Source organism: Rhizobium sp. LCM 4573 (assembly GCF_001854865.1).
GTDB lineage: Bacteria > Pseudomonadota > Alphaproteobacteria > Rhizobiales > Rhizobiaceae > Neorhizobium.
The window spans coordinates 118094-141037 of record NZ_MDDW01000026.1 but is presented as its reverse complement, the minus strand read 5'-3'; the positions used below and the strand labels follow the sequence as shown (position 1 = coordinate 141037).

General features: G+C 61.8%; 21 protein-coding genes. 5 read left to right on the top strand and 16 right to left on the bottom strand.

The annotated features are described in order from the left end of the window. Positions 1-44 precede the first annotated feature (44 nt). Both LCM4573_RS19780 and LCM4573_RS19775 read left to right on the top strand, forming a co-directional pair. The gene (locus tag LCM4573_RS19780) at positions 45-1598 is read left to right on the top strand and encodes a glycoside hydrolase family 28 protein (protein WP_071008091.1); all 1554 of its coding nucleotides are present in this window, start codon (positions 45-47) and stop codon (positions 1596-1598) included. Positions 1599-1607: 9 nt separating this feature from the next. Continuing rightward, on the top strand, positions 1608-2747 hold the full coding sequence (locus LCM4573_RS19775) for a glycoside hydrolase family 105 protein (RefSeq protein WP_071008090.1): 1140 nt from the start codon (positions 1608-1610) through the stop codon (positions 2745-2747). A 4-nt stretch (positions 2748-2751) separates the two neighbouring features. Here the strand turns inward: LCM4573_RS19775 and LCM4573_RS19770 are convergent, their stop codons facing one another. From LCM4573_RS19770 to LCM4573_RS19745, 6 genes are read right to left on the bottom strand one after another with little or no spacing between them, the layout of a single operon-like run. Continuing rightward, positions 2752-3669 (bottom strand): carbohydrate kinase family protein, encoded by a 918-nt coding sequence (locus LCM4573_RS19770; protein WP_071008089.1) that lies wholly within the window; start codon positions 3667-3669, stop codon positions 2752-2754. Further along, entirely contained in the window at positions 3666-4706 is a 1041-nt protein-coding gene (locus tag LCM4573_RS19765; RefSeq protein ID WP_071008088.1) for an ABC transporter ATP-binding protein, read from the bottom strand. Before LCM4573_RS19765 ends, LCM4573_RS19770 begins: the two co-directional genes overlap by 4 nt. Continuing rightward, positions 4706-6220, bottom strand: coding sequence for an argininosuccinate lyase (gene argH, locus LCM4573_RS19760; protein ID WP_071008087.1), 1515 nt, complete (start codon positions 6218-6220; stop codon positions 4706-4708). Before argH ends, LCM4573_RS19765 begins: the two co-directional genes overlap by 1 nt. 4 nt (positions 6221-6224) lie before the next feature. Next, a complete protein-coding gene (locus tag LCM4573_RS19755; protein WP_071008086.1) occupies positions 6225-7067 on the bottom strand; it encodes a carbohydrate ABC transporter permease in 843 nt (280 codons plus the stop codon). After that, on the bottom strand, positions 7064-8008 hold the full coding sequence (locus tag LCM4573_RS19750; protein ID WP_116285621.1) for a carbohydrate ABC transporter permease: 945 nt from the start codon (positions 8006-8008) through the stop codon (positions 7064-7066). The genes LCM4573_RS19755 and LCM4573_RS19750 overlap by 4 nt, the downstream gene beginning before the upstream one ends. 11 nt (positions 8009-8019) lie before the next feature. Further along, positions 8020-9285, bottom strand: a complete 1266-nt coding sequence (locus tag LCM4573_RS19745) for an extracellular solute-binding protein (protein ID WP_083347543.1) — start codon at positions 9283-9285, stop codon at positions 8020-8022. Between the two features lie 251 nt (positions 9286-9536). Here LCM4573_RS19745 and LCM4573_RS19740 point away from each other — a divergent pair, with 251 nt between their 5' ends. From LCM4573_RS19740 to LCM4573_RS19730, 3 genes are read left to right on the top strand one after another with little or no spacing between them, the layout of a single operon-like run. Continuing rightward, positions 9537-10763: an ROK family transcriptional regulator gene (locus tag LCM4573_RS19740; protein WP_071008511.1), complete on the top strand. Its 1227-nt coding sequence runs from the start codon at positions 9537-9539 to the stop codon at positions 10761-10763. A gap of 18 nt (positions 10764-10781) precedes the next feature. Next, entirely contained in the window at positions 10782-13172 is a 2391-nt protein-coding gene (locus tag LCM4573_RS19735) for a PIG-L family deacetylase (protein ID WP_071008084.1), read from the top strand. Beyond that, the gene (locus LCM4573_RS19730) at positions 13169-14059 is read left to right on the top strand and encodes a DMT family transporter (protein ID WP_071008083.1); all 891 of its coding nucleotides are present in this window, start codon (positions 13169-13171) and stop codon (positions 14057-14059) included. Before LCM4573_RS19735 ends, LCM4573_RS19730 begins: the two co-directional genes overlap by 4 nt. Positions 14060-14081: 22 nt before the next feature. On the opposite strand, the gene LCM4573_RS19725 is transcribed toward LCM4573_RS19730, so the two are convergent. From LCM4573_RS19725 to LCM4573_RS19680, 10 genes are all read right to left on the bottom strand, one after another. Next, complete coding sequence (locus tag LCM4573_RS19725; protein ID WP_071008510.1) at positions 14082-14774, bottom strand: NapC/NirT family cytochrome c; 693 nt, start codon at positions 14772-14774, stop codon at positions 14082-14084. Between the two features lie 7 nt (positions 14775-14781). Beyond that, positions 14782-15285 carry a nitrate reductase cytochrome c-type subunit gene (locus LCM4573_RS19720; protein ID WP_071008082.1) on the bottom strand — a complete coding sequence of 168 codons (504 nt, stop codon included), beginning with the start codon at positions 15283-15285 and terminating at the stop codon, positions 14782-14784. Then, positions 15255-17759 carry a periplasmic nitrate reductase subunit alpha gene (napA, locus tag LCM4573_RS19715; protein ID WP_071008081.1) on the bottom strand — a complete coding sequence of 835 codons (2505 nt, stop codon included), beginning with the start codon at positions 17757-17759 and terminating at the stop codon, positions 15255-15257. The genes LCM4573_RS19720 and napA overlap by 31 nt, the downstream gene beginning before the upstream one ends. After that, positions 17734-18018: a chaperone NapD gene (locus LCM4573_RS19710; protein WP_071008080.1), complete on the bottom strand. Its 285-nt coding sequence runs from the start codon at positions 18016-18018 to the stop codon at positions 17734-17736. Before LCM4573_RS19710 ends, napA begins: the two co-directional genes overlap by 26 nt. Further along, a complete protein-coding gene (locus LCM4573_RS19705; RefSeq protein WP_071008079.1) occupies positions 18011-18511 on the bottom strand; it encodes a ferredoxin-type protein NapF in 501 nt (166 codons plus the stop codon). Before LCM4573_RS19705 ends, LCM4573_RS19710 begins: the two co-directional genes overlap by 8 nt. 10 nt (positions 18512-18521) lie before the next feature. Further along, a complete protein-coding gene (locus LCM4573_RS19700; RefSeq protein WP_071008078.1) occupies positions 18522-18713 on the bottom strand; it encodes a periplasmic nitrate reductase, NapE protein in 192 nt (63 codons plus the stop codon). 175 nt (positions 18714-18888) lie between these two features. Beyond that, positions 18889-20145: an MGH1-like glycoside hydrolase domain-containing protein gene (locus LCM4573_RS19695; RefSeq protein ID WP_071008077.1), complete on the bottom strand. Its 1257-nt coding sequence runs from the start codon at positions 20143-20145 to the stop codon at positions 18889-18891. 19 nt (positions 20146-20164) lie between these two features. After that, positions 20165-21220 carry an ABC transporter ATP-binding protein gene (locus LCM4573_RS19690; protein ID WP_071008076.1) on the bottom strand — a complete coding sequence of 352 codons (1056 nt, stop codon included), beginning with the start codon at positions 21218-21220 and terminating at the stop codon, positions 20165-20167. Between the two features lie 13 nt (positions 21221-21233). Next, positions 21234-22064, bottom strand: a complete 831-nt coding sequence (locus LCM4573_RS19685) for a carbohydrate ABC transporter permease (protein WP_071008075.1) — start codon at positions 22062-22064, stop codon at positions 21234-21236. Further along, positions 22061-22912 carry a carbohydrate ABC transporter permease gene (locus LCM4573_RS19680; protein WP_071008074.1) on the bottom strand — a complete coding sequence of 284 codons (852 nt, stop codon included), beginning with the start codon at positions 22910-22912 and terminating at the stop codon, positions 22061-22063. Before LCM4573_RS19680 ends, LCM4573_RS19685 begins: the two co-directional genes overlap by 4 nt. Between the last annotated feature and the right edge of the window lie 32 nt (positions 22913-22944).

The following is a 22944-nucleotide window of genomic DNA, read 5'->3' as shown; positions in this document are numbered from 1 at the left end:
GCCGCTCCAAGTCGGGGTGGCAGGCCGCCACATGAGACAGACCAATGAACCGACCGACCCTCGTTGCGATCTCGGCGCGGATCGCGGCCCTGCGCCTTGAGACGCCCGGCGCGCTCTATCGCTTGCCCTCTGCCGTGGCCTGGCGGCTTTCGCCGGTCGGGCATGACGACCCCGTGCGCGTGGGGCGTACGGATCTGGCGGTCACCTTGCTCGACGGCCTGGCTCCGGCAAGGCGTTACCGCTTCGAGGCCGAAGGTTTCGCCCCGCTCGAATTTACCACACGTCCTTGCGCGGGATTTGTCGACGCGGAGGATTTCGGTCTGGTTGCGGATACCTCGCTGGACGATATGGAGGCGGCAAGGACCAATGCCGTGGCGCTTGCCTCGGCTCTCGCCGCCGTGCCCAAGGGCGGGGCTCTCCGTCTTGGTTTAGGCCTGTGGACCGCGCTTCCTGTCGGGCTTCGCAGCGACATCACGCTTCACCTCGCCGAGGGAGCGGTGCTGCGCGCGCCCTCACAGCGCACCGGCTGGCCGATCCTGCCGGCGCGCTACGCGACCGGCTCCATGCTCGGCAGTTGGGAAGGATTGCCCGCAGCCTGTTTCGCAGCACCCTTGCATGCCGTTCGAGCCGAGCGGCTCGTCATTGAGGGGAGGGGGACGATCGACGGATCGGGCGACCGCGGCGACTGGTGGACTTGGCCGAAGGAAACGCGCGAGAGCGCACGCCGGCCGCGTGGCCTTCACCTCATCGGCTGCTCGGATGTCACCCTCCTCGGCTTCACGATCCGCAACGCGCCGTCCTGGACGATCCATCCGCAGGGCTGCCGGGGTCTTGTGGCGGCTGGTCTCACCATCATGGCTCCGCATGACAGTCCCAACACGGACGGCTTCAACCCGGAAAGCTGCCGGGATGTCCGCATCGAAGGCGTGCATTTTTCGGTCGGCGACGATTGCATCGCGATCAAGGCGGGCAGGCGCGGTACGAACGGCGAGGCGGATCATCTCGCCGAAACCCGGGGGGTGCATGTCAGCCATTGTCTGATGGAGCGCGGCCACGGYGGGCTCGTCATCGGTTCGGAAATGTCCGGCGGCGTGCACGATGTCACCATCGAGGATTGCGAAATGATCGGCACCGATCGCGGTTTGAGGCTCAAGACCCGCAGGGGAAGGGGCGGCGGAATCACCGGCATCTCCATGCGCCGGGTGCGAATGGACGGCGTTCGAACCGCGCTTTCCGCCAATGCCCATTATCATTGCGATGCGGACGGTCATGACGAATGGGTCCAGTCGCGCGCGCCCGCTTCGGTCGGGTCCGGCACGCCCGTTATCGACGGCGTCACCGTGGAGGATGTGGTGATACGCGGCCTTTCGCATGCGGCAGGCGCTTTCCTCGGCCTGCCGGAATCCCCGATCCGAAATATCCGGATCCGTGGCCTGCGTATCCTTTCCCTCAACCCGGATGCACGACCGACGCCGCCGATCATGGCCGATCGCATCCGCCCGATGCGTCACGAAGCCATCGTCRCGGAGCAGGCGGACGTCGACTGTGACGATCCGGCTCTTCTAGCCCCAGGCTCCGTCAGCCTTCCTCTCGCATGAGCGCGCACCATGAACCCGATCGACTATTTCGACCAGTTTTGCCGCAACTACCAGCCCTACAAGGGTGGCGCGTGGTGTTACGAGGACGGCTGCATCTATCGCGGCCTTGATCTCCTGTACGAGGCGACGGGCGATGCGCGCTGGCGGGCGCATCTCCTGCGGCTGAGCTCGGCACAGATCGGCCCGGATGGGAAGCTTGCAGGCTATGATCCGGAAGAATTCAATATCGACAACGTCCTTTCGGGGCGCATCCTCTTTCCCCTCGCGAAGGAAACGGGCGATCCGCGTTACATGACCGCGGCGCGTCATCTTGTCGGGCAGCTCGACAGGCATCCCCGCATCCTCTCGGGCAATTACTGGCACAAGAAGCGCTATCCGCATCAGGTCTGGCTGGACGGCCTCTTTATGGCTCTGCCCTTCCAGATCGAATATGCGCGGGCTACCGGCGAGGTCTCACGCATCGCCGATGCATTGTCGCAGTTTTCCACCGCCCTTGCGCTGACCGGCACGGCTGGCGGGTTGCACGTGCATGGCTATGACGAAAGCCGCAGGCAACGCTGGTCGGATCCTGCCACCGGCAAATCACCGGCCGTATGGGGGCGAGCCATGGGCTGGCTCGCCATGGCTCTGGTCGATGCGCTGGCCCTGTTGCCGGAAGATAGCGCGACACGGCCTCTTCGGGCCCGCACCCGCGCTATCCTGCTGGCGCTTGCGGAACGTCAGGCTTCTTCCGGTCTTTGGCCGCAAGTGATGGATGCTCCAGATCTCGTTGGAAACTATGAGGAGAGCTCGGCCTCGGCCATGTTCGTCTACGCCTCCCTGCGCGCCGTGCGAACAGGTCTGGTTGAGGGGAACGAGGCCGATGCTCTTCGCCTTGCGGGGGAACGAGGCCTCAATGCCCTGATCGGCACCCGTCTCGTCGGCCAGGGCGGCGGTGTTCGCTTTACCGGTATTTGTCAGGTGGCCGGGCTGGGAACCGTCTCGGGGCCCTATCGGGACGGAACGCCTGCATACTATCTGACCGAACCGGTCGTTGCCGACGATTCCAAAGGTGTCGGTCCGCTGATGATGGCGTTTGCCGAAGCCTTCATGCTGGACACGCGGCAGTCGCTTGAACTCGTCATCGATGCGATGGCAGGCAGGTCGTAGGCCGTCAGGCATCCCTGACCGGCGACGCGGCACGCAAGAACACCGTTGCGCCGCCCGGTGCCTGAATGGCTAAGCTGGCGGCGTGGATTCCTGCCTGCAGCCATTGTTCTTGCGGCGCATGCCGAAGCCAGGCATCGATAAAGCCCGCATTGAAGGCATCGCCCGCACCGGTCGTGTCCACCACCGGTACTTTCTGCGCCGGGACGTGCAGGATGCGACCGCCGGACTTCAGCCATGCACCATTGGCGCCGCCCTTCARCGCGACCAGTGGAAAGGCCCGGCTAAGATTTTCCAAAGCCGCCTCGGGATCGCGCTGGCCGGTCATCGCTTCGGCTTCCTCCAGATTGGGCAGGAAGATATCGACGCCCTTGCAGGCGTCGATGAGGCCGGGATCACGGATCAGTTTCTCATCCCAGCTCGGATCAAGCGAAACCGTCAATCCCTTGGCTTTGGCAAGCGAAACGAGGTTCGGGATCTCGTGGAGTGTGGCGTATTCGGCGATATGGAGATGGCAGGCCTCATCCCAGGAGAGGCCTTCGTTCAGAGTGGAGGGTCTGGCGCCGCCAGCCCGGCGGGTCAGAAAGGCACGCTCCTCGCCCACGACCGATGCGACCGTCACCTGAGGACCGGCCTCGGTGGAATGTTCTATGAAGCGCAGATCGACGCCGCTTGCCCGCATCTGGCTCTCCACCTCAGCCGAGAGTGGATCCGTACCGAGCCGGGCTACCAATGCGGTCCGGCGACCGGCATGAACGAAATGCGCGGCTGCGATGAAGGCTCCACCGCCGGCCGCGACCTCCATGCCCTCGGCGAACACTTCTCTGCCGAGCTGGGGAAACCCGCCAAGACCGGTGAAGATCAGGTCGCAATAAATCCGCCCGATGCAGAGCACGGCAGAACCATCGTTTTTTGGGGTCATCATGAACGGCCCAGGAATTTCTCGGTTCCGGCATCGAACAAGTAAAGGCTGCCCGCCGCCGCTTCGCAGGTAAGTTGACGGCCCACGTCCGGAACGAACTTGTCTCGCGCGGTCGCGACCACGGATGTGCCGGCGCTATCCACGTGCACCAGCGTTTCCGGGCCGAGAGGCTCGACGGCGGTCACCGTGCCGGTCAGGCTGAAACCATTTCCGCCTGCCGGGGTTGCCCGGGCGAGCAGATCATGCGGACGGATGCCGATCAGAAGATCGCCTGACGTGGCGAGGCTGACGCCGGCATCGGTACGCTGCCCAGACACGAGGTTCATCGACGGGCTTCCGATGAAGCGGGCGGTGAAGACGTCGACAGGGCTTTCGTAAAGGTCTGAGGGCGTGCCGACCTGCAGGATATTGCCGTCCTTCATGACGACGATCCGATCGGCCATGGTCATGGCTTCTATCTGATCGTGGGTAACATAGACAGTTGTGGTCTTCAGCCGCTGGTGGAGGCGCTTGATCTCGATGCGCATCTGCGAGCGGAGTTGGGCATCGAGGTTCGAAAGCGGTTCGTCGAAGAGGAAGGCTGCCGGATCGCGCACCATGGCGCGGCCAATCGCGACGCGCTGGCGCTGACCGCCCGAAAGTGCCGCCGGGCGGCGATCGAGCAGAGCTTCGAGACCGAGAACGCGGCCTGCTTCCTCGATCCTCCTATCCTTTTCCGCCTTGCCGAGTTTGGAGGTGTAGAGCCCGAAACCGATATTCTGGCGCACCGTCATATGCGGGTAGATCGCGTAGTTCTGAAAGACCATGGCGATGTTGCGCTGTTTCGGTTCGCGCTCGTTGACGACATCTTCGCCGATCCTGAGCGTGCCGCCGGAGATTTCCTCCAACCCCGCGATCATGCGCAGCGTCGTGGACTTGCCGCAGCCGGAAGGGCCGACGAAGACCACGAATTCGCCATCGGCGATCGAGAGGTCGATACCCTTGACGACTTCGATCTTGCCGTAACGCTTCACGATCTTATCGAGTTCTATCGTTGCCATCAGCGGGCTCCCATCAGGGCGGTGAACTTTTCCTTCAGCTCCGCGGCGGCGGCGGCTTCGCGATCGACAGCCTGCCTTGCCTCGGCCTCGAACGCGCCAAGCTTTTCGCGATAGGTTGCAATCGCCTCAGCCATTGCCTCCGGCGCCGGTCCACCAAAGCGCCTACGCACGGCGACGAAGTATTCCGGCGAAACGATCTCCTTGAATTTTCGCAGGTCGACCGACGGCTTGCGACCGGTCAGACGTTCGAAAGCATTCAGAAAAGGTTCATATCCGTCATCCGTCAGGCTGCCCTTGGCGGCGACCACGCTCCTTGCGGTTGCTGCGGCAATCTCATGCGCCTCGCGGAAGGATAGACCTTCGCTCCTCACCAAAGAGTCGGCCAGTTCCGTGATCGTGATGCAGGAGCGGCGGATGTTATTCTCGACGCGCTCCTGATCGATGCGGATCTGGGCGATAAGGGCCGCAAGCAGATCGAGTACGCGTGAGGCGGCGGCGAAGGCCTCGTAGCCCATGCTCTGCGTCTCACCCTCGCTGTCGTTCATGTCCGTGAACGGCGTGTTGTGCATCACATCGAGCATGGTGCGTGCCCGGCCGAATGTTTGGCTTGCCAGATGGCGCAAGTGCTCGATCGGCACCGGGTTGCGCTTCTGTGGCATGATCGATGAGATCTGTACCAGCGCGTTCGGCACGTAGATCTGGCCGACCTCGAAACTCGTCCAGAACTGGAAGTCCTGGATGAGGCGTCCCAGATGAAGGAACATCAACTCGATCGCCGAATAGGTCGCGGTCGTATAATCGACGGCCGCGATACAGGAATAGGAGTTTCGGAGCGGGTCTGAGAAACCAAGGAGCTGCGCGACGCGCGCCCGGTCGATCGGGAAGCCCGAAGTCGTGATCGCTGCAGCGCCCATGGGCGAAAGATCGACGATCCGTCGCGCATCTGCGAAGCGCTCGACGTCGCGGATCAGCACCTCGATGGCCGCAGAGAGATAGTGGCCGAAGGTCGTCGGCTGCGCCGGCTGTCCATGCGTATAGGCGACTATGAGAGTGGATTTCTCCCGTTCGGCCGCATCGATCATGGTGGCGAGCAGCAGCCTGGCTTTCTCCATCAGTGCATCGATCTTCTCCTTCAGTCCGAGTTTGAAGAGCGTATGGTCGATATCATTGCGGGAACGGGCGGTGTGCAAACGGCCGGCGATATCGACGCCGATGCGGGCCTTCAGCTCCTTCTCGATCAGGAAGAAGAAGTCTTCCACCTCACCGGTATAGACGAGCGTCGACGGATCGATTTCCCGGTCGATGGCTTCCAGCGCATGAGCGATCTTCGCCRCAAGCTCCTTGTCGAGGATGCCGGTCTCGACCAGCATCACCAGGTGTGCGCGGTCGATCCTGCGAAAGCCGTCGACATGATGGCTCTTGGCACCATCGAAGAGGGGCTTGAGCACGGTTTCCTTGTAGACCGGATCGGGGAATTTGCTGGTATCGGAAAGGCGCGGGTTCGTGTCCGCCATGAGACTATCCTTTCAAGCCTGCCAGCATGACACCGCGGACGATGTATCGCTGCAGGACGATGAAGACGAGAAGCGTGGGAATAGTGGCGATCGCCGCGCCAGTCATGATCATTTCCCACTGTATGGACTRCTCGACGGCAAAACTGGAGAGCCCCACCGGCAGCGTGTAGAGTTCCTTGCTGGTGGTGACGATCAGCGGCCAGAAGAAAGCCGTCCAGTTGCCGAGGAAGGTGAAGATCGCGAGCGCCGATAGGGCAGGCGTGACCAGGGGCATGGCCACCTTCCACCAGATCTGGAATTCGTTGAGGCCGTCGACGCGTGCCGCTTCGATGAAATCATTCGGAACGGTTTCGAAGAACTGCTTCATCAGGAAAGTGCCGAAAGCGGTCATCATGCCCGGGAACATGATGCCCCAGTAGCTGTCGAGCCAGCCGAGTTGGCTGGACATCAGATACCAGGGGATGACCAGCATCTCGGTTGGGATCATCAGCGTCGAGAGAATGGCGAGAAAGATGAAATAGCGGCCGCGGAACTCGAACTTCGCGAGTGTATAACCGACCAGGCTATCGAAGAAGCAGTTCGACAGCGTCACGATGACCGCGATCAGCGTTGAGTTGAAGAACCAGCGCACGAAGCGTCCATCCGCCAGAACCGCGACGTAATTCGCAAGCGTCGGCGCGGCCGGGATGAGACGCAGGTCGTAGACCTGGTCGGCAGTCTTCAGCGACGTGGAAAACATGAAAAGTAGTGGCGAGATCATGATGAGCCCGCCGATGAAGAGCAGGGTCCAGGCGACGATCCGGCCGGGGCGAACATTCGGGCGGTGGAGGGCTGGCGCTTCGCTCATTTCTTTTCCCTCAGGATCCAGAGCTGCAGGAGTGAGACGATGAGCAGGATGGTGAAGAGCACCACCGTCTGCGCGGCAGCATACCCCATCGCATAGGAATTGAAGGCGGTCTGGTAGATCATCAGAACCAGCGGCTTGGTCGATCCGAGTGGCCCGCCCGGATCGTTGGTGGTCATGTTGTAGACCTGGTCGAAGATGCGCAGGAAGCCGATGGACGAGAAGACCACGAGGAAGACGGTCGTGGGCTTGAGGAGCGGCAAGGTGATCTTGCGAAGGATCGCCCATTCTCCGAGCCCGTCGATGCGGGCCGCCTCGTAGAAAGTCGTCGGTATGGCGCGCAAGCCGGCCATGAAGATGATGATCTGGAAGCCGAGTCCAGCCCAGATCGCTGTGACCATGATGGAATAAAGAGCCTGGTCGGTGGAGCGGATGAAGGGCTGCTGGGGGAGCCCGATCATGCCGAATACGTCGTTGATGATGCCGATCGGCGGCGGTTGATAAAACCAGCGCCAGACCCAGGCCATGGCGGCGGCGGTTGTCAGGTAAGGCAGAAAATAAAGCGCCCGGATGAAGCCATGCAGGAAGCGTACGCGATCGAGGAAAAAGGCGATCGTAAAGGCAAGCACCAGGCTGAGCGGGGTGCCGAGGATGAGGTATGTGAAGGTGTTTTTAAACACCTTCCAGAATTGTGGATCGCTGAAGAGCTTGGTGTAATTGGCGAATCCGATGAACTTCGCCGGTCGCAGCAGATCCCAATTGGTCAGCGAAAGCCAGAAGGCTTGCAGCGTCGGGTAGAAGCGAATTACGGAATAGAAGAGGATGGGCAGGGCAAGAAAGCCCCAGACCCAGAGCAGCCTTTTCGTGCGCATGGAAAAGCCGCTTGCGCGCGTGGCGCCGGGGCGGGCAAGCGCCGCCCCCTGTGGTTCGATCGACGCCGTCATCGAAACCTCCGTTACGGCTTGGCCGCGTCGATGATTTCCTGTTCAGCCTCGGCTGCCTGTTTGATCGAATCCTCGACCGACTGGCCCTCGAGCAACACGCGGTTTGCCATATCGATGGCGTTCTGGCGCTGGGCGGCCTCGTCCTTGAACAGCGTCGTATGCGCGTATTCCAGCCCCTTCAGGAAGGGACCGTAGATCGGATCTTGAAGGTTCTTCTCCGTCAGCGCCGCGGAGCGGCGGGCAGGCAACTCGCCTACCTCCGTCAGCCAGATATTCATCGCTTCTGGCGAAGTGAGATAGGCCAGGAACTTCTTGGAGGCTTCCAGCTCTTCGCCTTCGGTCTTGGCGCTGATGGCGTTTGCGAAATAGCTCGCATAGTTCGACCGCACGCCCTCGGTATTGGCCGGCAATTCCGTCACGCCCCATTCGAAATCCTTGATCGTCTTGAACGACCCCAGCCGGAAGGTGCCATCAATCGTCATGCCGGCCATGCCGGCGCGGAAGGCTGCCTGTCCCTCGTCCATGAAACCCACCTGGCCGATCTTCTTTTCGAGCTGCAGGCTGGTGTAGAACCTTAGCGCCTGAATGCCAGCCTCGCTGTCGTAGGCGACTTTCTCGTCGTTGTCGGTGTAAGGCGTGCCGCCGTATTGGCGGATCAGCACTTCACGCCACCACTGGTGATCCTGCCCGCCCATATCGAGTGTTGAGCCGGCGACCGTCAGGTTGCCCGAGGCGTCGTGCTTGGCAATTTTTTCGGCCGCGGCGACGAATTCGTCGAGCGTCTCCGGCGGTTTGTTGGGGTCGAGACCGGCCTCGGTGAAGAGTTTCTTGTTGTAGAAGAGCGCGAGCGAGCGGACGGCGGTGGGCAGCCCATAATAATCATCGCCGCGCTTCATGGCGCTGACGATGGGGAAGAATTCGCTTTCGATCTTGTCGTGCGGGAATGTGTCGGCTGGCAGCGGCTGCAGCAGCTCGCCGGCGACGAATTTATCAAGCCAGCCATAGAAGAGCTGCATGACGTCGGGTCCCTGACCAGCCATATTGGCTGCGATGACACGGGTCTGGTAATCGGCATAGGGGAAGGTCACATGCTTGACGGTGATATCCGGATTGGCCTTCTGGAACTCGGCGATAAGCTGGTCCATCGCCTTCACGCGCGTGTCGAAGACATATTGCCAATATTCGATTTCCACCGCCTGTGCGGCATTGAATGCGAACGTGCTGAAGCCGGCGACGAGACCGGCGAACAAAGTTGCCTTGCGCATGTGAACCTCCATTTTGCCCCGCCGGGTTTGCCGGTCTGAGGTCTCGCTTGTTCCCTGCGGTCGGCGGCTTATCGGCCGACCCTGCTTTATTGGCATGCGGAGGTGTTCACATTCGCTCCTCCGCCGTTGCGCTAACCCACACAACTCACCTTACGGTTCCCCGCATCGGTTGGTTTGTCAATAAGATAATTTACTTGAATTATTTTATTGCCCAAGGCAGGTTCCCTGCGGTGGCACGAATTCGGCAGATGGAAGTCGGCGAGATGACGATACAAACGATCGGCGCTCATCCGGTGGCTCTGGGAAAAAATCCCGAGCGGAGCCGCGAGCACAACCGGCGTGTGGTGCTGGATATCGTGCGCCGGCACGGCTCGCTCGGCCGAGCGCATATCGCAAAATTGACTCAGCTCACCCCGCAGGCGGTTGCCAATATCGTCGGCGAACTTGCCGGAGAGGGGCTGTTGATGGAGATGGGGCGCCTGCGCTCCGGACGCGGCCAACCGCCAATCCAGTTTGCGGTCAATCCGGAAGGCGGCGCGACGCTCGGCGTAGAGATTGCCGCCGACCACATGGTGGCGGTCGCGCTCGATCTTTCCGGCCGGCTCCGGGCAAAGCGCATCACGCCGCTCAAGGACACGACGCCGGAATATATCCTTTCGGCCTTCGCGGAAGAGCTTTCCGCCCTTGACCGATCTGTAGCATCAAAGCTTCTCGGTGTCGGTGTCGTGATGCCAGGCCCCTTCGAGATCGAGGGAATGACCTCGGTCGGACCGACAACGCTTCCCGGTTGGGCGGGGGTTGATGCGGCGGCGGCGCTCAGCAAGACTTGCGGCCATGCGGTCGTCGTCGAAAACGATGCAACGGCTGCGGCAGTGGGCGAGCGGCTGTTCGGCGCCGGTCTGGCGATTTCCAATTTCTGCATGATCTATTTCGGCGTGGGGATCGGCCTCGGCATCATCCAGGATGGCTCTCCCTATCGGGGTGCCTTCGGCAATGCCGGGGAAATTGGCCATGTCACCGTCGCCCCGAAGGGGCGTCCGTGTCCTTCCTGCGGCCAGCGGGGTTGCCTTGAGGGCTATGCCTCGGTCTACGCGCTTAAGGAGAAGCTCGCCGGCGCGGGAATAGGAGATTGCGAGGTCGCCGATCTCGAAAGGCTGCACGCCGCCGAACATCCGGTGGTGGAGGCCTGGATCGAGGAGGCCGCAACCTATCTCGGCCCCATGGTCGCGATGCTCGAAAACATCCTCGACCCGCAGACGGTGATCCTGGGCGGGGCTCTGCCGGATGCCATCATCGACGACATCATCCGCCGCATGGGCAACTTGCCCACGTCCGTGGCAAGCCGGCGCCAGCGCGCCCTGCCGCGCGTACTGCGTGGTCAGACTGGCCAATTGACCGCGGCGCTCGGAGCCGCATCGCTGCCGCTGTTCAATGTCGTGACGCCGAAGCTGGAGACCTCGCTTACGGCGATTGCCGATATTTCCGCGTGATATACTGGAGGAGTTTTCATGCTGAGCGCCCGCGAACGCATCGAACGGCAGATGACCGACCCCGCCCTCGTGCGGCTTCATCGCAAGCTGTCGCGGCTGAAATCCACAGTCACGGTCATGAACACCGGAGCGCATCCCGACGATGAGCAGAACGGCATGCTGGCCTGGTTCCGGCTAGGGCTCGGCATGCGGGTCATCATCGCCTGCTCGACGAGGGGCGAGGGTGGTCAGAATGCGCTCGGTCCGGAGCGCCTCGGCGCCTTGGGAGTGATCCGCTCGCGCGAGCTTGAGGAGGCCGCGCGCGTTCTGGACGCCGATCTCTGCTGGCTGGGCCACGGTCCGCAGGATGCCGTACACGATTTCGGCTTTTCCAAGGATGGGGATGCGACGTTCGGCCGATGGGGCGAAGCGCGCATCGTCGAACGGCTGGTGCGCGCCTATCGCCAGGAGCGCCCGGACATCGTCATTCCGACCTTCCTGGATGTGCCGGGCCAGCATGGGCATCATCGAGCGATGACGCGTGCCGCCGAGGCCGCGATCGCGCTGGCCGCTGACCGGAATGCTTATCCGGAGCATTTGGCCGAGGGATTGAAGCCCTGGACGGTCGCAAAATTCTATCTTCCCGCCTGGTCCGGAGGCGGCGGCACCTATGATGACGAAGTACCGCCGCCCGATGCCACGCTGACCGTAACGGTCGATGGCCGGGAGCCAGCAAGCGGCGCGGAATACGACCGGATCGGCGAGTGGTCGCGCTACTATCATGCCTCCCAGGGAATGGGTCATTGGCCGAAAGAACCGGATCGAGCCTGGTCGCTGCATCTGAAACTGTCCGCGAGCGAGGTAAGGGAAGAGCGCTCCATCCTCGAAGACCTGCCGTCATCGCTTGCCGAGCTTGCCCGTATTCCTGGAGCCGTCGGCGAGGCGCTGCTTGCGGCAGATCATGCGATTGCAGCCGCCATCTCGGCCTTTCCGGATCGCGAGAGAATCATAACCGCGCTTATCGAAGCAGYCGGCCATCTGGAGCGTGCCGCCTTATCGGCGAACGAAGACTTCCTCGCTTGGCACGGCCATCGCGTCGCCCGAGAGCGGGTGGAGCTGGACGCGGCGATCCTGGAAGCCGCCGCCGTCTTCGAGCGAGCCTATGCCGAACCTTCCGCCATTTCTCCCGGCGGCGCGGCGAAGCTGACGGTGCAACTGGGTGAGGGAGCGGGACACGCGGTCGATGTGGTGCCGCATCTGCCAGAGGGAGCCTCGTTCTCGCGGCTCTCAACGGACAAGGACCAGGTATTTTCGCTGAGCGTGGATGCCGAGGTTCTATTGTCGGACCTCTATACGCCGGGCTGGACATCGCTTGGGGGTAACGGCCATGCCTGCGTCACGCTCTCGGCCGAGATTGGTGGTCGCACCGTGAAGGGCGCGTTTGATCTGGAAGAACCTTTCGCAGTCGCGCCGGCGCAGTCGCTCACGCTCGTTCCGGACGCGCTGATCATCCCGCTGGACGCATCGCGAAGCAAATGGCCGGTTCAAGCCAAGATTTCAGGAGCCGAAGCGGCGGTATCCTTCCAGCCCCCCCCCGGCTGGACGATAGAGAAGAACGGGGAGGATTGGCTGCTATCGTCAACTGAGGCCATGAAACCTGGCCTAGTCGAGATTGTGGCCGGTATCGGTGGCCGCCCTGCCTACCAGACGACACCGATTGCCTATCCGCATATCGGTCGTGCAAGCTTCCGCGCGCCGGCCGTGCTCAGGGTTCTGCCGCTCGACCTGAAGCTGCCGGCGGGCGCGTGCATCGGCTATGTCGGCGGGGGCGCCGACCGCGTCGGCAGCTGGCTTGCGCGCATGGGCCTCGACGTAACCGAACTCGATGCGCAGGCACTTTCCGGCGATCTGTCGCGGTTTACCACGATCGTGATCGGGATATTCGCTTTCGGCACCCGTGAGGATCTCGCTGCGGCGACGGAACGATTGCACCGCTTCGTGGAGGAGGGCGGCCATTTGGTGACGCTCTATCACCGTCCTAGCGATGGCTGGAACCCCGAGAGAACGCCGGTACGCCGCATCGAGATCGGTTCGCCGTCCCTACGCTGGCGGGTCACCGACCCCCAGGCGGAAGTTACGGTCCTGTCACCGGATCACATGCTCCTGAAAGGGCCGAACCTCATCAGCCCGGAAGACTGGCATAACTGGGACAAGGAACGCGGCCTCTATTTCGCGTCCCGCTGGGACGCTGCCTATGAACCGCTGCTCGCTATGCACGACGTCAACGAACAGCCGCTCAAAGGGGCGCTGGTTTCCGGCCCCATCGGCAAGGGGCGCCACACCCATACCAGCCTGGTCCTGCATCACCAGCTCGATCAGCTGGTGCCCGGCGCCTTCCGGCTGATGGCCAATCTCGTGCAACCGGCGTGAGCGCGGAAGGATTGCCAGAAGCGGAAAGAGAGCGGGCATCCAATGCTCGCATCGGGGTCGGCTGGCTATTGTTGGACATGACGCTCGTCGCGGGCGGCATGACGGCGCTCGTCAAGGCTCAAGGGGCCACTTACCCAGCTWTTCAACTGGTGTTCGTCCGCGCAATGGTGGGGCTTTTCTTCATCCTGCCGCTGATCTGGCGTCATCGGCTGGAGATGACCCGCATCAAGCACCCGTGGCGCAATATCGTCCGCATTTCCTGCAATGCCGCCGCACTGTCGAGCAATTTTCTGGCGATCACCATGCTCCCGTTGGCAACCGTGAATGCCGTGGGCTTCTCACGGCCTCTGGTCACCATGGCCATGGCGGTGGCCATGCTTGGGGAAACCGTCAGTCGGCTTCGCTGGCTCGGCGCGATCGGTGCATTCGGGGGCGTCCTGATCGTGATGGCGCCGGGGACCTCCGGTTTCGATGCGAAGGTGCTCGTGGTTCTGGTTTCGGTGTTTTTCGGTTCCCTGGCGATCATTCAGACTAGAGCCTTGCGAGACGAAAACACCACGGTGATGATGGTGTTCTACACCCTTGGCCTGGCGGTGATCACTGCCATTCCCGCTATCATCACCTGGCAGCCGGTGCGAACCTTCGATTGGCCGCCTCTGCTCGGCATCGGGATTCTCGCCCAGATCGGCCAATATTGCTTTCTGCGGGCCTATCGTATCGCCGACGCCAGTGTTCTGGCGCCGGTAGGTTACCTCTCCATCCTCTTCACCACGGCAGTCGGATATATCTTTTTCAGCGAGGTGCCGGAGGCTCGCGTGATCCTCGGCGTCGTGATCATTCTTGCCTCGCTTCAGATTTCAGGCTGGCTCGAAAATAGGAGGAAATGATGTGTCATCCGATCGCCGAGAGCTAAAGCCCGGCATGGGCATCCTCGATGACCGCCCTTAGGTCGTCGATGGGGGTCGAGCCGGCCATCTTCTTGCCTTCCAGCTCCCGCGGGACCTTCCAACCGGGATCGATACCTTCCATATTCGGCAGTTCATGCGCGATGCCCTTGTGGCAGTCGATACAGGTTGCCTGGCCCGAGAGCAAATAGCGGGTGTGTATCTCGGCGGCGCGCTGCGTCTGCTTCTGAAGGTCCATCGCCATCGACGAGTGGCAGTTGCGGCATTCGAGACTGTCGTTTGCCTTCAACCGCGCCCATTCGTGCTGCGCCAGTTCCAGCCGTTTCTCCAGGAATTTCGGCCGGGTGTTGATCGTGCCGAAGATCTTGCCCCAGACTTCCTTGGATGCCTGCATCTTGCGGGCGATCTTGTCGGTCCAGTTGTGCGGAACGTGACAGTCGGGACAGGAGGCCCTGACGCCGGAACGGTTGGAGAAATGGATGGTGCGGGTCAGCTCCTCGTAGACGTTGTCGCGCATCTCGTGGCACGAGGTGCAGAATTTCTCGGTATTGGTCACTTCGAGGGCGGTGTTGAACGCGCCCCAGAACATGACCCCACCGATGAAACCTCCAAGGGTGAGGAAGCCGAGGCCGAGCGTTCCGGCGGGTGTGGCGAGGATATTCCAGGCCCAGAGGATGACTTTCTTGATCCAGGCGATCATAAGTTCACTCGCTTCCGGCTTGCTTGAAACCCATCTCGCTCATGTCCTTGAAAGCGTTGGGCACCAGCGGTCGCGTGTCGGCCTGTGGCACATGGCAGGCCGTGCAGAAATATCGCCTCGGCGAAACATCGGCGAGCATCTGCCCATCCCGCGTCATGTAATGTGTCACGCTGATCATCGGCGCACCGGAATCCTGCGTGAACTCGCGCTTGTGGCACGACAGACACCGGTTTGCGTTCACCGAGAGCTGATAGCCTTCGATCGAATGCGGAATGATCGGCGGCTGGTCAGGATAGGCACGCATGACCTGCTGGTCGTCGACCACCCATTTAGGCAACGGCGCAGCGGCGTCCGTCGCCATCGAGGGGGTCGGGCCTTCGAGCTGCGGCACCATCTGCTGCATCACCTGGGCGATGGACGCGGTCGCGAGGAACAGCACGAACCCTGCGGCGACCATCATCCATTCGGGTCGCCGGATCAGGCGACGGGAAGTATCTTGACCGCGCATTTTTTGAAATCCGTCTGTTTGGAGATGGGATCGRTTGCGTCGAGCGTGACCTTATTGATCAGCTGGCTGGCATCGAACCAGGGAACGAAGATGACCCCTGGCGGCATGCGATTGCGGCCGCGGGTTTCGACGCGCGAGCGGATTTCGCCCCGTCGGGACACGATGCGCACCTCGGCGCCCTGATTGATGCCGCGCTTGCGCGCATCGTCGCCGTTCATGAACACCCGGGCGCCCGGGAAAGCCTTGTAGAGCTCGGGAACCCGCATCGTCATCGAGCCGGAATGCCAGTGCTCCAGCACGCGGCCGGTTACCAGCCAGAAATCGAATTCGTCATCCGGCGATTCGGCAGGTGGTTCGTAGGGAACGGCGAGGATGACCGCCTTGCCGTCAGGCTGGCCATAGAACTTCACGCCTTCGCCCGGTTTCACGTAAGGATCGTAGCCCTCGCGGTAACGCCAGCGGGTCTCCTGCCCGTTCACCACAGGCCAGCGCAGCCCCCGCACTTCGTGATAGGTATCGTAGGGTGCGAGGTCGTGACCATGTCCGCGACCGAAGGCGGCATATTCCTCAAACAGGCCCTTCTGGATATAGAAGCCGAAATCCTTGGCCTCGTTGTTGGCGTATTCCTCATTGACCTCGCTGAGCGGGAAGCGATCCACCTCGCCGTTGCGGTAGAGCACGTCATAGAGCGTCTTGCCACGGTAGTCCGGATTGGCATCGAGGATATCGGCCGGCCAGACCTCGTCGGTGGTGAAGCGTTTGGAAAACTCAACCATCTGCCAGAGATCCGAGCGGGCATCGCCCTTGGCCTGGACGAGCTGATGCCAGACATGGGTGCGGCGCTCGGCATTGCCGTACGCACCTTCCTTCTCCACCCACATCGCGGCCGGCAGGATCAGGTCGGCGCTCATGGCCGTAATGGTCGGATAGGCGTCGGAGACGACGATGAAGTTGTCGGGGTTGCGGTAGCCCTGCCAGGTCTCGTTGCTCGTGTTGGGGCCGGCCTGGACGTTGTTGTTGACCTGCACCCAGTAGAAATTGAGCTTGCCGTCCTTCAGCATGCGATCCTGCTCAACCGCGTGATATCCCGGCTTTTCCGGGATCACGCCGTGAGGAATGCGCCAGATCTCCTCCGCATGCTTGCGGTGTTCTGGATTGGTCACCGTCATGTCCGCCGGCAAGCGGTGGGCGAAGGTGCCGACCTCGCGGGCGGTGCCACAGGCCGACGGCTGGCCGGTCAATGAAAAGGGGCTGTTACCTGGTTCCGAAATCTTCCCGGTCAAAAGGTGCAGGTTGTAGACCATCTGGTTGGCCCACACACCGCGCACATGCTGGTTGAAGCCCATGGTCCAGAGCGACATGACCTTGGTCTTCGGATCGGCATAGAGTTCGGCCAGTTGCTCCAGGAAGCCTGGATCGACGCCGGTCAGCTCCGCCGTCTTCTTCAGCGTGTATTCGGAGACGAACTCCTTGAACGCCTCGAAGTCCATGGGCTCGGTCTTAGTCGGATCGGCGGAATTGACCGCGTTGACCTCAATCGGATTATCGGGTCTGAGGCCGTAGCCGATATCGGTCACCCCGCGGGCGAACTTGGTGTGGCTCTGGACAAAGTCCTGGTTCACCCGTCCGGTTTGAATGATGTGGTTGGCGATGTAGTTCAGGATCGCCAGGTCCGTTCCCGGCTTGAAGACCATCGGGATATCGGCAAGATCCATGCTGCGGTGGGTGAAGGTCGAAAGCACCGCTACCCGTACATGCGGATGCCCGAGCCGGCGATCGGCGACACGCGTCCAGAGAATAGGATGCATCTCCGCCATGTTGGAGCCCCAGAGGACGAAGGCGTCGGCATTTTCGAAATCGTCGTAGCAGCCCATCGGCTCGTCCATGCCGAAGGTGCGCATGAAGGCGTAAGCCGCGGAGGCCATGCAGTGGCGGGCGTTGGGATCGAGATTGTTCGAACGGAAGCCCGCGCGCATCAGCTTCGTCGCGGCATAGCCCTCGAAGATCGTCCACTGGCCGGAACCGAACATGCCGACGGCGGTCGGGCCTTTTTCCTTCAAGACCTTCTTGCACTGCTCGGCCATGACATCGAAGGCCTCGTCCCAGCTCACCGGCTCGAACTCGCCATCTTTGTCGTAGGTGCCGCCACGCTTGCGCAGGAGCGGGGTCTGCAGCCGGTCTTCGCCGTACATGATCTTGGAGAGGAAATAACCCTTGATGCAGTTGAGGCCGCGATTGACCTCGGCCTGCATGTCGCCATGGGTGGCGACGACCTGACCGTCCTTGACGCCAACCATCACCCCGCAGCCTGTGCCGCAAAACCGGCACGGCGCCTTCGACCACTTGATCTGCAGGGCTTCCACCCCGCCTGGGACAGGCTGTGCCGCCGCTGGCAGAGCCATCCCGGCGGCCGCCGCCGCGACCCCGGCAGCATGCGCCTTCAGCATGTCACGCCGCGTCAGTTCTCCCGTCATGGTTCAGCTCTCCTCGTGTTTCCACATGTTCAAACACCATGTTGGCCGCGACGACCCCATCGAGCACCGATATCCGGCTCAGCATCTCACCAAGCGCGCCGGTGCTTGCTCCTTCGAGCACGATGACGATCTTGGCGCCGTCATGTGCATGGACCTCAACGCCGGCCATGTCTTTGATATGGGTCAAGACGCTGTCGGTGGATCCGGGCTTCGTCGCCACCACCGCGCTTGAGATGTGCCAGGTCGTCTGGTCAGCCATTGGCGGCCTCATGGGTAAGGGGACGCATGCTTATCGCATCGGCGGGGCAGACCTGCTGGCATGCGCCGCAACCGGTGCAGAGCACCTCGTCCAGATTGGGCAGAAAGGGGCCGCCGATTCGCGGCCGAAAACGGATGGCTTGAACGGGACAGCTTTCGCCACATGACTGGCAGGCGATATTGCTCTTCGCAAGGCATCCAGCACCGATGGCCGCGGTGTGAGGAAAGCGCGAGGCAGGCCTCTCGTCGAACACGGGTTCTGGGCAGCTTTCCTGGCAGGCGGCACAGAAAGTRCATTCGCCGGCAGTAAAGTCGACGCTCGGTAATCCGCCCACCAGGCGGATTATGCCGGTGGGACATCGTTCCGCGCAGAGGCCGCATCCGGTGCAGTTGCGCAGACCATCAAGAGACGTTCCGGGTGGACAGATACGAGGCTGATGGGCCGGGGAACGGCCGGTCAACAACTCTCGTCGGGAAAGTGGTGCCGGCCTCATGCATGCCCTCTCAGTGCATCGGAGGGCCGGGAGGTCCGAAAATCATCTGATAAAACCAGACGAGAAATCCGTAGCTTCCGACGACACCGATGGCCACGCTCGGCCACACTCCGAAAGCAAGGGCAAAGAATGCGAGCAGCTCATTGCGCCGCCGGCTTCGCAGGTTTGTTGGGGAAGGCGGATCAGAAACAACGTCCGTCATGCAACCTCCTGAATACACAAATGATAATACCCGCTCGGAAAAAGGCAACCCTTCCGCGAGCGCGAGACTTTGCCTCTCGGCCGAGGCGGCGCGTTTTGAGGAGCCTGCCTCGGCCGTGCCGGCAATGCGGGCGCAATCAGCGTATATTCAGCGTAACTGGAGAGGTCAAAAGGCCTTATTGCCGCATCAGCCATAGATAGGCTGCGGCAGTCCAGGAAAAGCCGAGTCCGCCGCAACCTTCGCCCGTCATCGGGTCGAAATATTCGGCAAAGCCTTCGGTTTCGATCGCGTCGATGGTGGACTTGCGCAGCTCTTCGGCAAGGTCCGGCTGTCTGTTGCGCTTCAGCCCGTCAATCAATAGCCAATTGATGATCGCCCAGGCTGGGCCGCGCCAATAGCGCTTCGGCTCGAAGCTCTCGATCCCCGGCTTCGTGGTCGGGAAGACGACCTTCAGGCCTTTCGACCATGCTTTCATCTCACCCACCAGTGCTCCCGCGATTTCCTCCTCGAGATCCAGCGAGAGAAGGGGGATGAAGCCCGCCTGGGTGGGCGCTTCCACGTCTTCGCCCGAGATCAGGTCGCGGGAAACGAAGCGCGAAAGTGCCGGCCGCCATTGGGCAAGCAGCGCCTTGCGGCTGCGAGCGTTGAGTGCTGCGATCTCAGCCGCTTCATCTTTCCTTCCGAGCCGTCGGGCGAGATGTTCGAGGTCCTCGCCGGCCTTGAGCAGGATCGCGGTGGTCTGAACCTCCGCCACCTTGAACGGCGCCTTTTCCCATTGCTGAGCCGGGTCCCAGCCGCAGGCGGCATAGGTATCCACCAGATGGATGAAGCGCTTGTAATCTTCATCGCGCGGACGCATCTCGGCATTCACGTGACCGGTATCCTTGCGTGCGACCGCCGTTTCGGTCGTGGTCGGCACGCGAGCAAGCGCGATGTCCCAGGCGGGTGAATTGTCGCTGCCGGTCTCCCATGGGTGCAGGAGCGCGACGAGCCCGGTTCCTTCGGGGTCGCGGGCGCAATACCACCAGCGATGCCATTTCAGGGCAGCCTCGTAGAGAGGAAGCGTTCTCGCTTCGGTGATCGAACCTGCAGCCTCGTGTACTTTGCGCAGTGCGATGGCGAAAACCGGAGGCTGGGTGATGCCCGAGGTCGGGATCGAATGTCGCGTGCGCCAGACGGAGGGGCCGGGGAAATAGGTGTCGCTCGGCTGATGGAAGATGATGTGCGGGATCATGCCGTCCGCCCACTGACCCTCGGCAAGCCGCTCCAGTTCCCGATAGGCGCGATCGACATCGTAAAGCGCAAATCCCATGGCGACGAAGGCCGAATCCCAGTTCCACTGGAAGGGGTAGAGCCGATCGGTCGGTACCGTATAGCCGCCGCGGTCATTGGACGCGAGAATCCGCCTCGCCTCGTCGAGATGCTTATTCATTCTTGGTACTCCAGGAGTTTCAGGCCGCCACCGGGTAGGATTTGCCGCTTTCGGGTGAAAGCCAGGTGATTCGTTTACGGTCGAGCTTCAGCCCGATCACGTCGCCGCTTCTGACGGTTTCGGACGCCGGCAGGATGACGCGCACGGGCTGGTCGTGGATCGAGCCTGTCAGGAGCAGGTGCGATCCCATCGGCTCGGCCACGCGCACCTTCATTTCCAGCCCTTCGGGCAGGTTTGAAAGTTCCACGGCTTCGCCGCGGAGGCCAAGAACGATCTCGCTTGCGGATCCATCCGGCACGGAAAATTGTTCAGCGCCGGCGGCCACATGGCCGTTTTCCACCGGCACCTTGATGAAATTCATCGGAGGGTTGCCGATGAACCCTCCGACGAAGCGTGTCGCGGGATGGTTGTAGACGTCGACAGGCGAGCCGACCTGTTCGACCACACCATTGTGCATGACGGCGATACGATCGGAAAGGCCCATGGCCTCCGTCTGGTCATGGGTGACATAGATCGTCGTGGTGCCTGCTGACTGCAGCACGGTTTTGAGTTCGGTGCGCATTTCAAGCCGCAGCAGCGCGTCGAGATTGGACAGCGGCTCGTCCATGAGGAGAACCTTGGGCTCGACGGCGAGTGCGCGGGCGACCGCGACGCGCTGTCGTTGGCCTCCGGAAAGTTTGTTCGGGTAGCGGTCGAGATAAGGTTCGATATGCAGCAGACCTGCGGCTTTCTCGACCTGCTTTTTCACACGCGCATCATCCACTTTCTGCATGCGCAGGCCGAAGGCGACGTTTTCGTAAACCGTCATGTGAGGGAAGACGGCATAGTTCTGAAAAACCATCGCCAGCCCGCGATCTTTCGGCGGAAGGCCGATCACCGATTTTTGGCCGATGCGCACGTCGCCGGAGGTARCTGTCTCCAGCCCGGCGATGATGCGCAGAAGCGTGGTCTTGCCGCAGCCCGACGGCCCGAGCAGCGAGACGAATTCTCCGTCGTTGATCGTCAGCGAGATTTCCTTCAGCGCCTGAAAGGAGCCGAAGTTCTTGCGGATTCGATCGATGACAATATTGGCCATGGAAAGGGTCCCGTTACTTGGAGGAAATGCCCCAGATCGCGAACAGATATCGTCTGACGGCGAAGATGAAGATGACCGAGGGAAGGATGAGCAGCAGGCCGCCGGCAAACCGGTAATGCATCGGGCTTTCGGAAAGCACTGTCAGCAGGTAAGCGGTCAATGTGCGATTTCTCACCGTCAGCACCGAGGCTGCGAACACCTCGTTCCAGGAAATAACGAAGGCGAAGACCGCTGTCGCCACGATGCCAGGTAGCGCAAGCGGCGCCACGACCTTGAAGAAGGCCTGGATACGGGTGCAGCCGAAGACCCAGGCAGCTTCCTCGAGCTCTCGAGGAACGCCGAGGAAAATGCCCTGCGTCACCAGCGCGGCGAAGGGCAGGGCTAGAACCGTATGGATCAGGCCGACGCCGATAATGGTATYGTAGAGACCGAGCCGGATGTAGGAGACGGTGAGCGGCAGCGCCAGGATGGCCAGCGGAAAGGCGCGCGTGAGCAGCACCAGCAGCCGGTAGCTGTCCTTGCCGCGGAAATTGTAGCGGGCAAGCGCATAGCCGGCTGGCGCCCCGAGCAGGATCGACAGCGCCACGGTGATCCCGGCCGCGCCAAGTGAATTGAAGAAGCTCTGCGCCACGCCTTCGGTCTTAAGAAAGAGCAGGAACGGATCCAGCGAAATGCCTGTCGGTAAACCGGTTTTCGGCCATTGGTAAACGCCCTGGCGTCCGCCGAGCGCACCAAGTGCCACGAGATAGATCGGCACCAGCACCCAGGCGCAAAGCGCCATGATGCCGCTCCACAGCAGCCAGCGGCGGGAAGAGACGAAGCCAGCGGGATTTGCTGTGCTCATGGCAGACGCTCCGGATCGACCTTGATGACCTTGAGGTAGACGAGGGTGGCGGCGAGCGAGATGACCATGATCAGCACCGCATAGGCCGCCGCGACGCCGTAGTTCTGGTTCTGGTTCTGCCAGGTATAGGCTTCGCCCACCAGGACCGGGAAATTGCGCCCACCGAGTGCATAGACGACCGCAAAGACTTCGAAGGCGAGCACGGTCCGTAGAATGAGCGCCGATTGCAGGGCCGGACGGATCAGCGGCAGGGTAATGCGCCAGAAGCGCGTCCAGGGACCCGCCCCGAAGATTTCGGCGGCTTCCTTGAATTCCTTCGGCACCTGGTTGAGACCGGCGACGATGATGACCATGACGATCGCCGTGCCGCGCCAGATTTCAGCGATCGCAATGGCGATGAAGAGCGCGACCGGTGTCTGATAGGAAAGCCAGCTCGTTTGCCGTTCGATGAGGCCGAAACCGAAGAGCAGCGAGTTGAAATATCCGGTGTTCTGCAGAATCGAGAGCCAGACGAGACCGGCGGCAAGATCCGAAATGGCGAGCGGAATGGTCCAGATCCAGAGGATGGTTTCTCGGCCGCCTGCGATCTTGGCAACCATGGTGCCCATGGCAAGCGCGATGGCGAGTTGAACCGGCACGACGACAGCGGTGAGCAGGAACGTATTCTGGACCGAGCGCCCGAAATTGATGTCGTTCACCATGCGCTGAGCATTCGCAAGCGAAGGCACGCCGTTATCGGAGATCGCCAGCCAGATCGTCTGCACCAGCGGCACGATGAACAGCAGCGCCAGGAAGGCGACGGAAGGCAGGATCAGAAGATAGGGGACCCAGGGTCTGTTTTGCGTCATCGGCGTGCCCCGCAGGCGGATTGGAGAAGCGG

Coding starts and splice junctions, on each gene's coding strand:
- LCM4573_RS19775 (WP_071008090.1), top strand. CDS start 1,608: ATGAACCCGATCGACTATTTCGACCAGTTTTGCCGCAACTACCAGCCC.
- LCM4573_RS19765 (WP_071008088.1), bottom strand. CDS start 4,706: ATGGCAACGATAGAACTCGATAAGATCGTGAAGCGTTACGGCAAGATC.
- LCM4573_RS19750 (WP_116285621.1), bottom strand. CDS start 8,008: ATGACGGCGTCGATCGAACCACAGGGGGCGGCGCTTGCCCGCCCCGGC.
- LCM4573_RS19745 (WP_083347543.1), bottom strand. CDS start 9,285: ATGGAGGTTCACATGCGCAAGGCAACTTTGTTCGCCGGTCTCGTCGCC.
- LCM4573_RS19740 (WP_071008511.1), top strand. CDS start 9,537: ATGACGATACAAACGATCGGCGCTCATCCGGTGGCTCTGGGAAAAAAT.
- LCM4573_RS19720 (WP_071008082.1), bottom strand. CDS start 15,285: ATGCGCGGTCAAGATACTTCCCGTCGCCTGATCCGGCGACCCGAATGG.
- LCM4573_RS19710 (WP_071008080.1), bottom strand. CDS start 18,018: ATGGCTGACCAGACGACCTGGCACATCTCAAGCGCGGTGGTGGCGACG.
- LCM4573_RS19700 (WP_071008078.1), bottom strand. CDS start 18,713: ATGACGGACGTTGTTTCTGATCCGCCTTCCCCAACAAACCTGCGAAGC.
- LCM4573_RS19695 (WP_071008077.1), bottom strand. CDS start 20,145: ATGAATAAGCATCTCGACGAGGCGAGGCGGATTCTCGCGTCCAATGAC.
- LCM4573_RS19680 (WP_071008074.1), bottom strand. CDS start 22,912: ATGACGCAAAACAGACCCTGGGTCCCCTATCTTCTGATCCTGCCTTCC.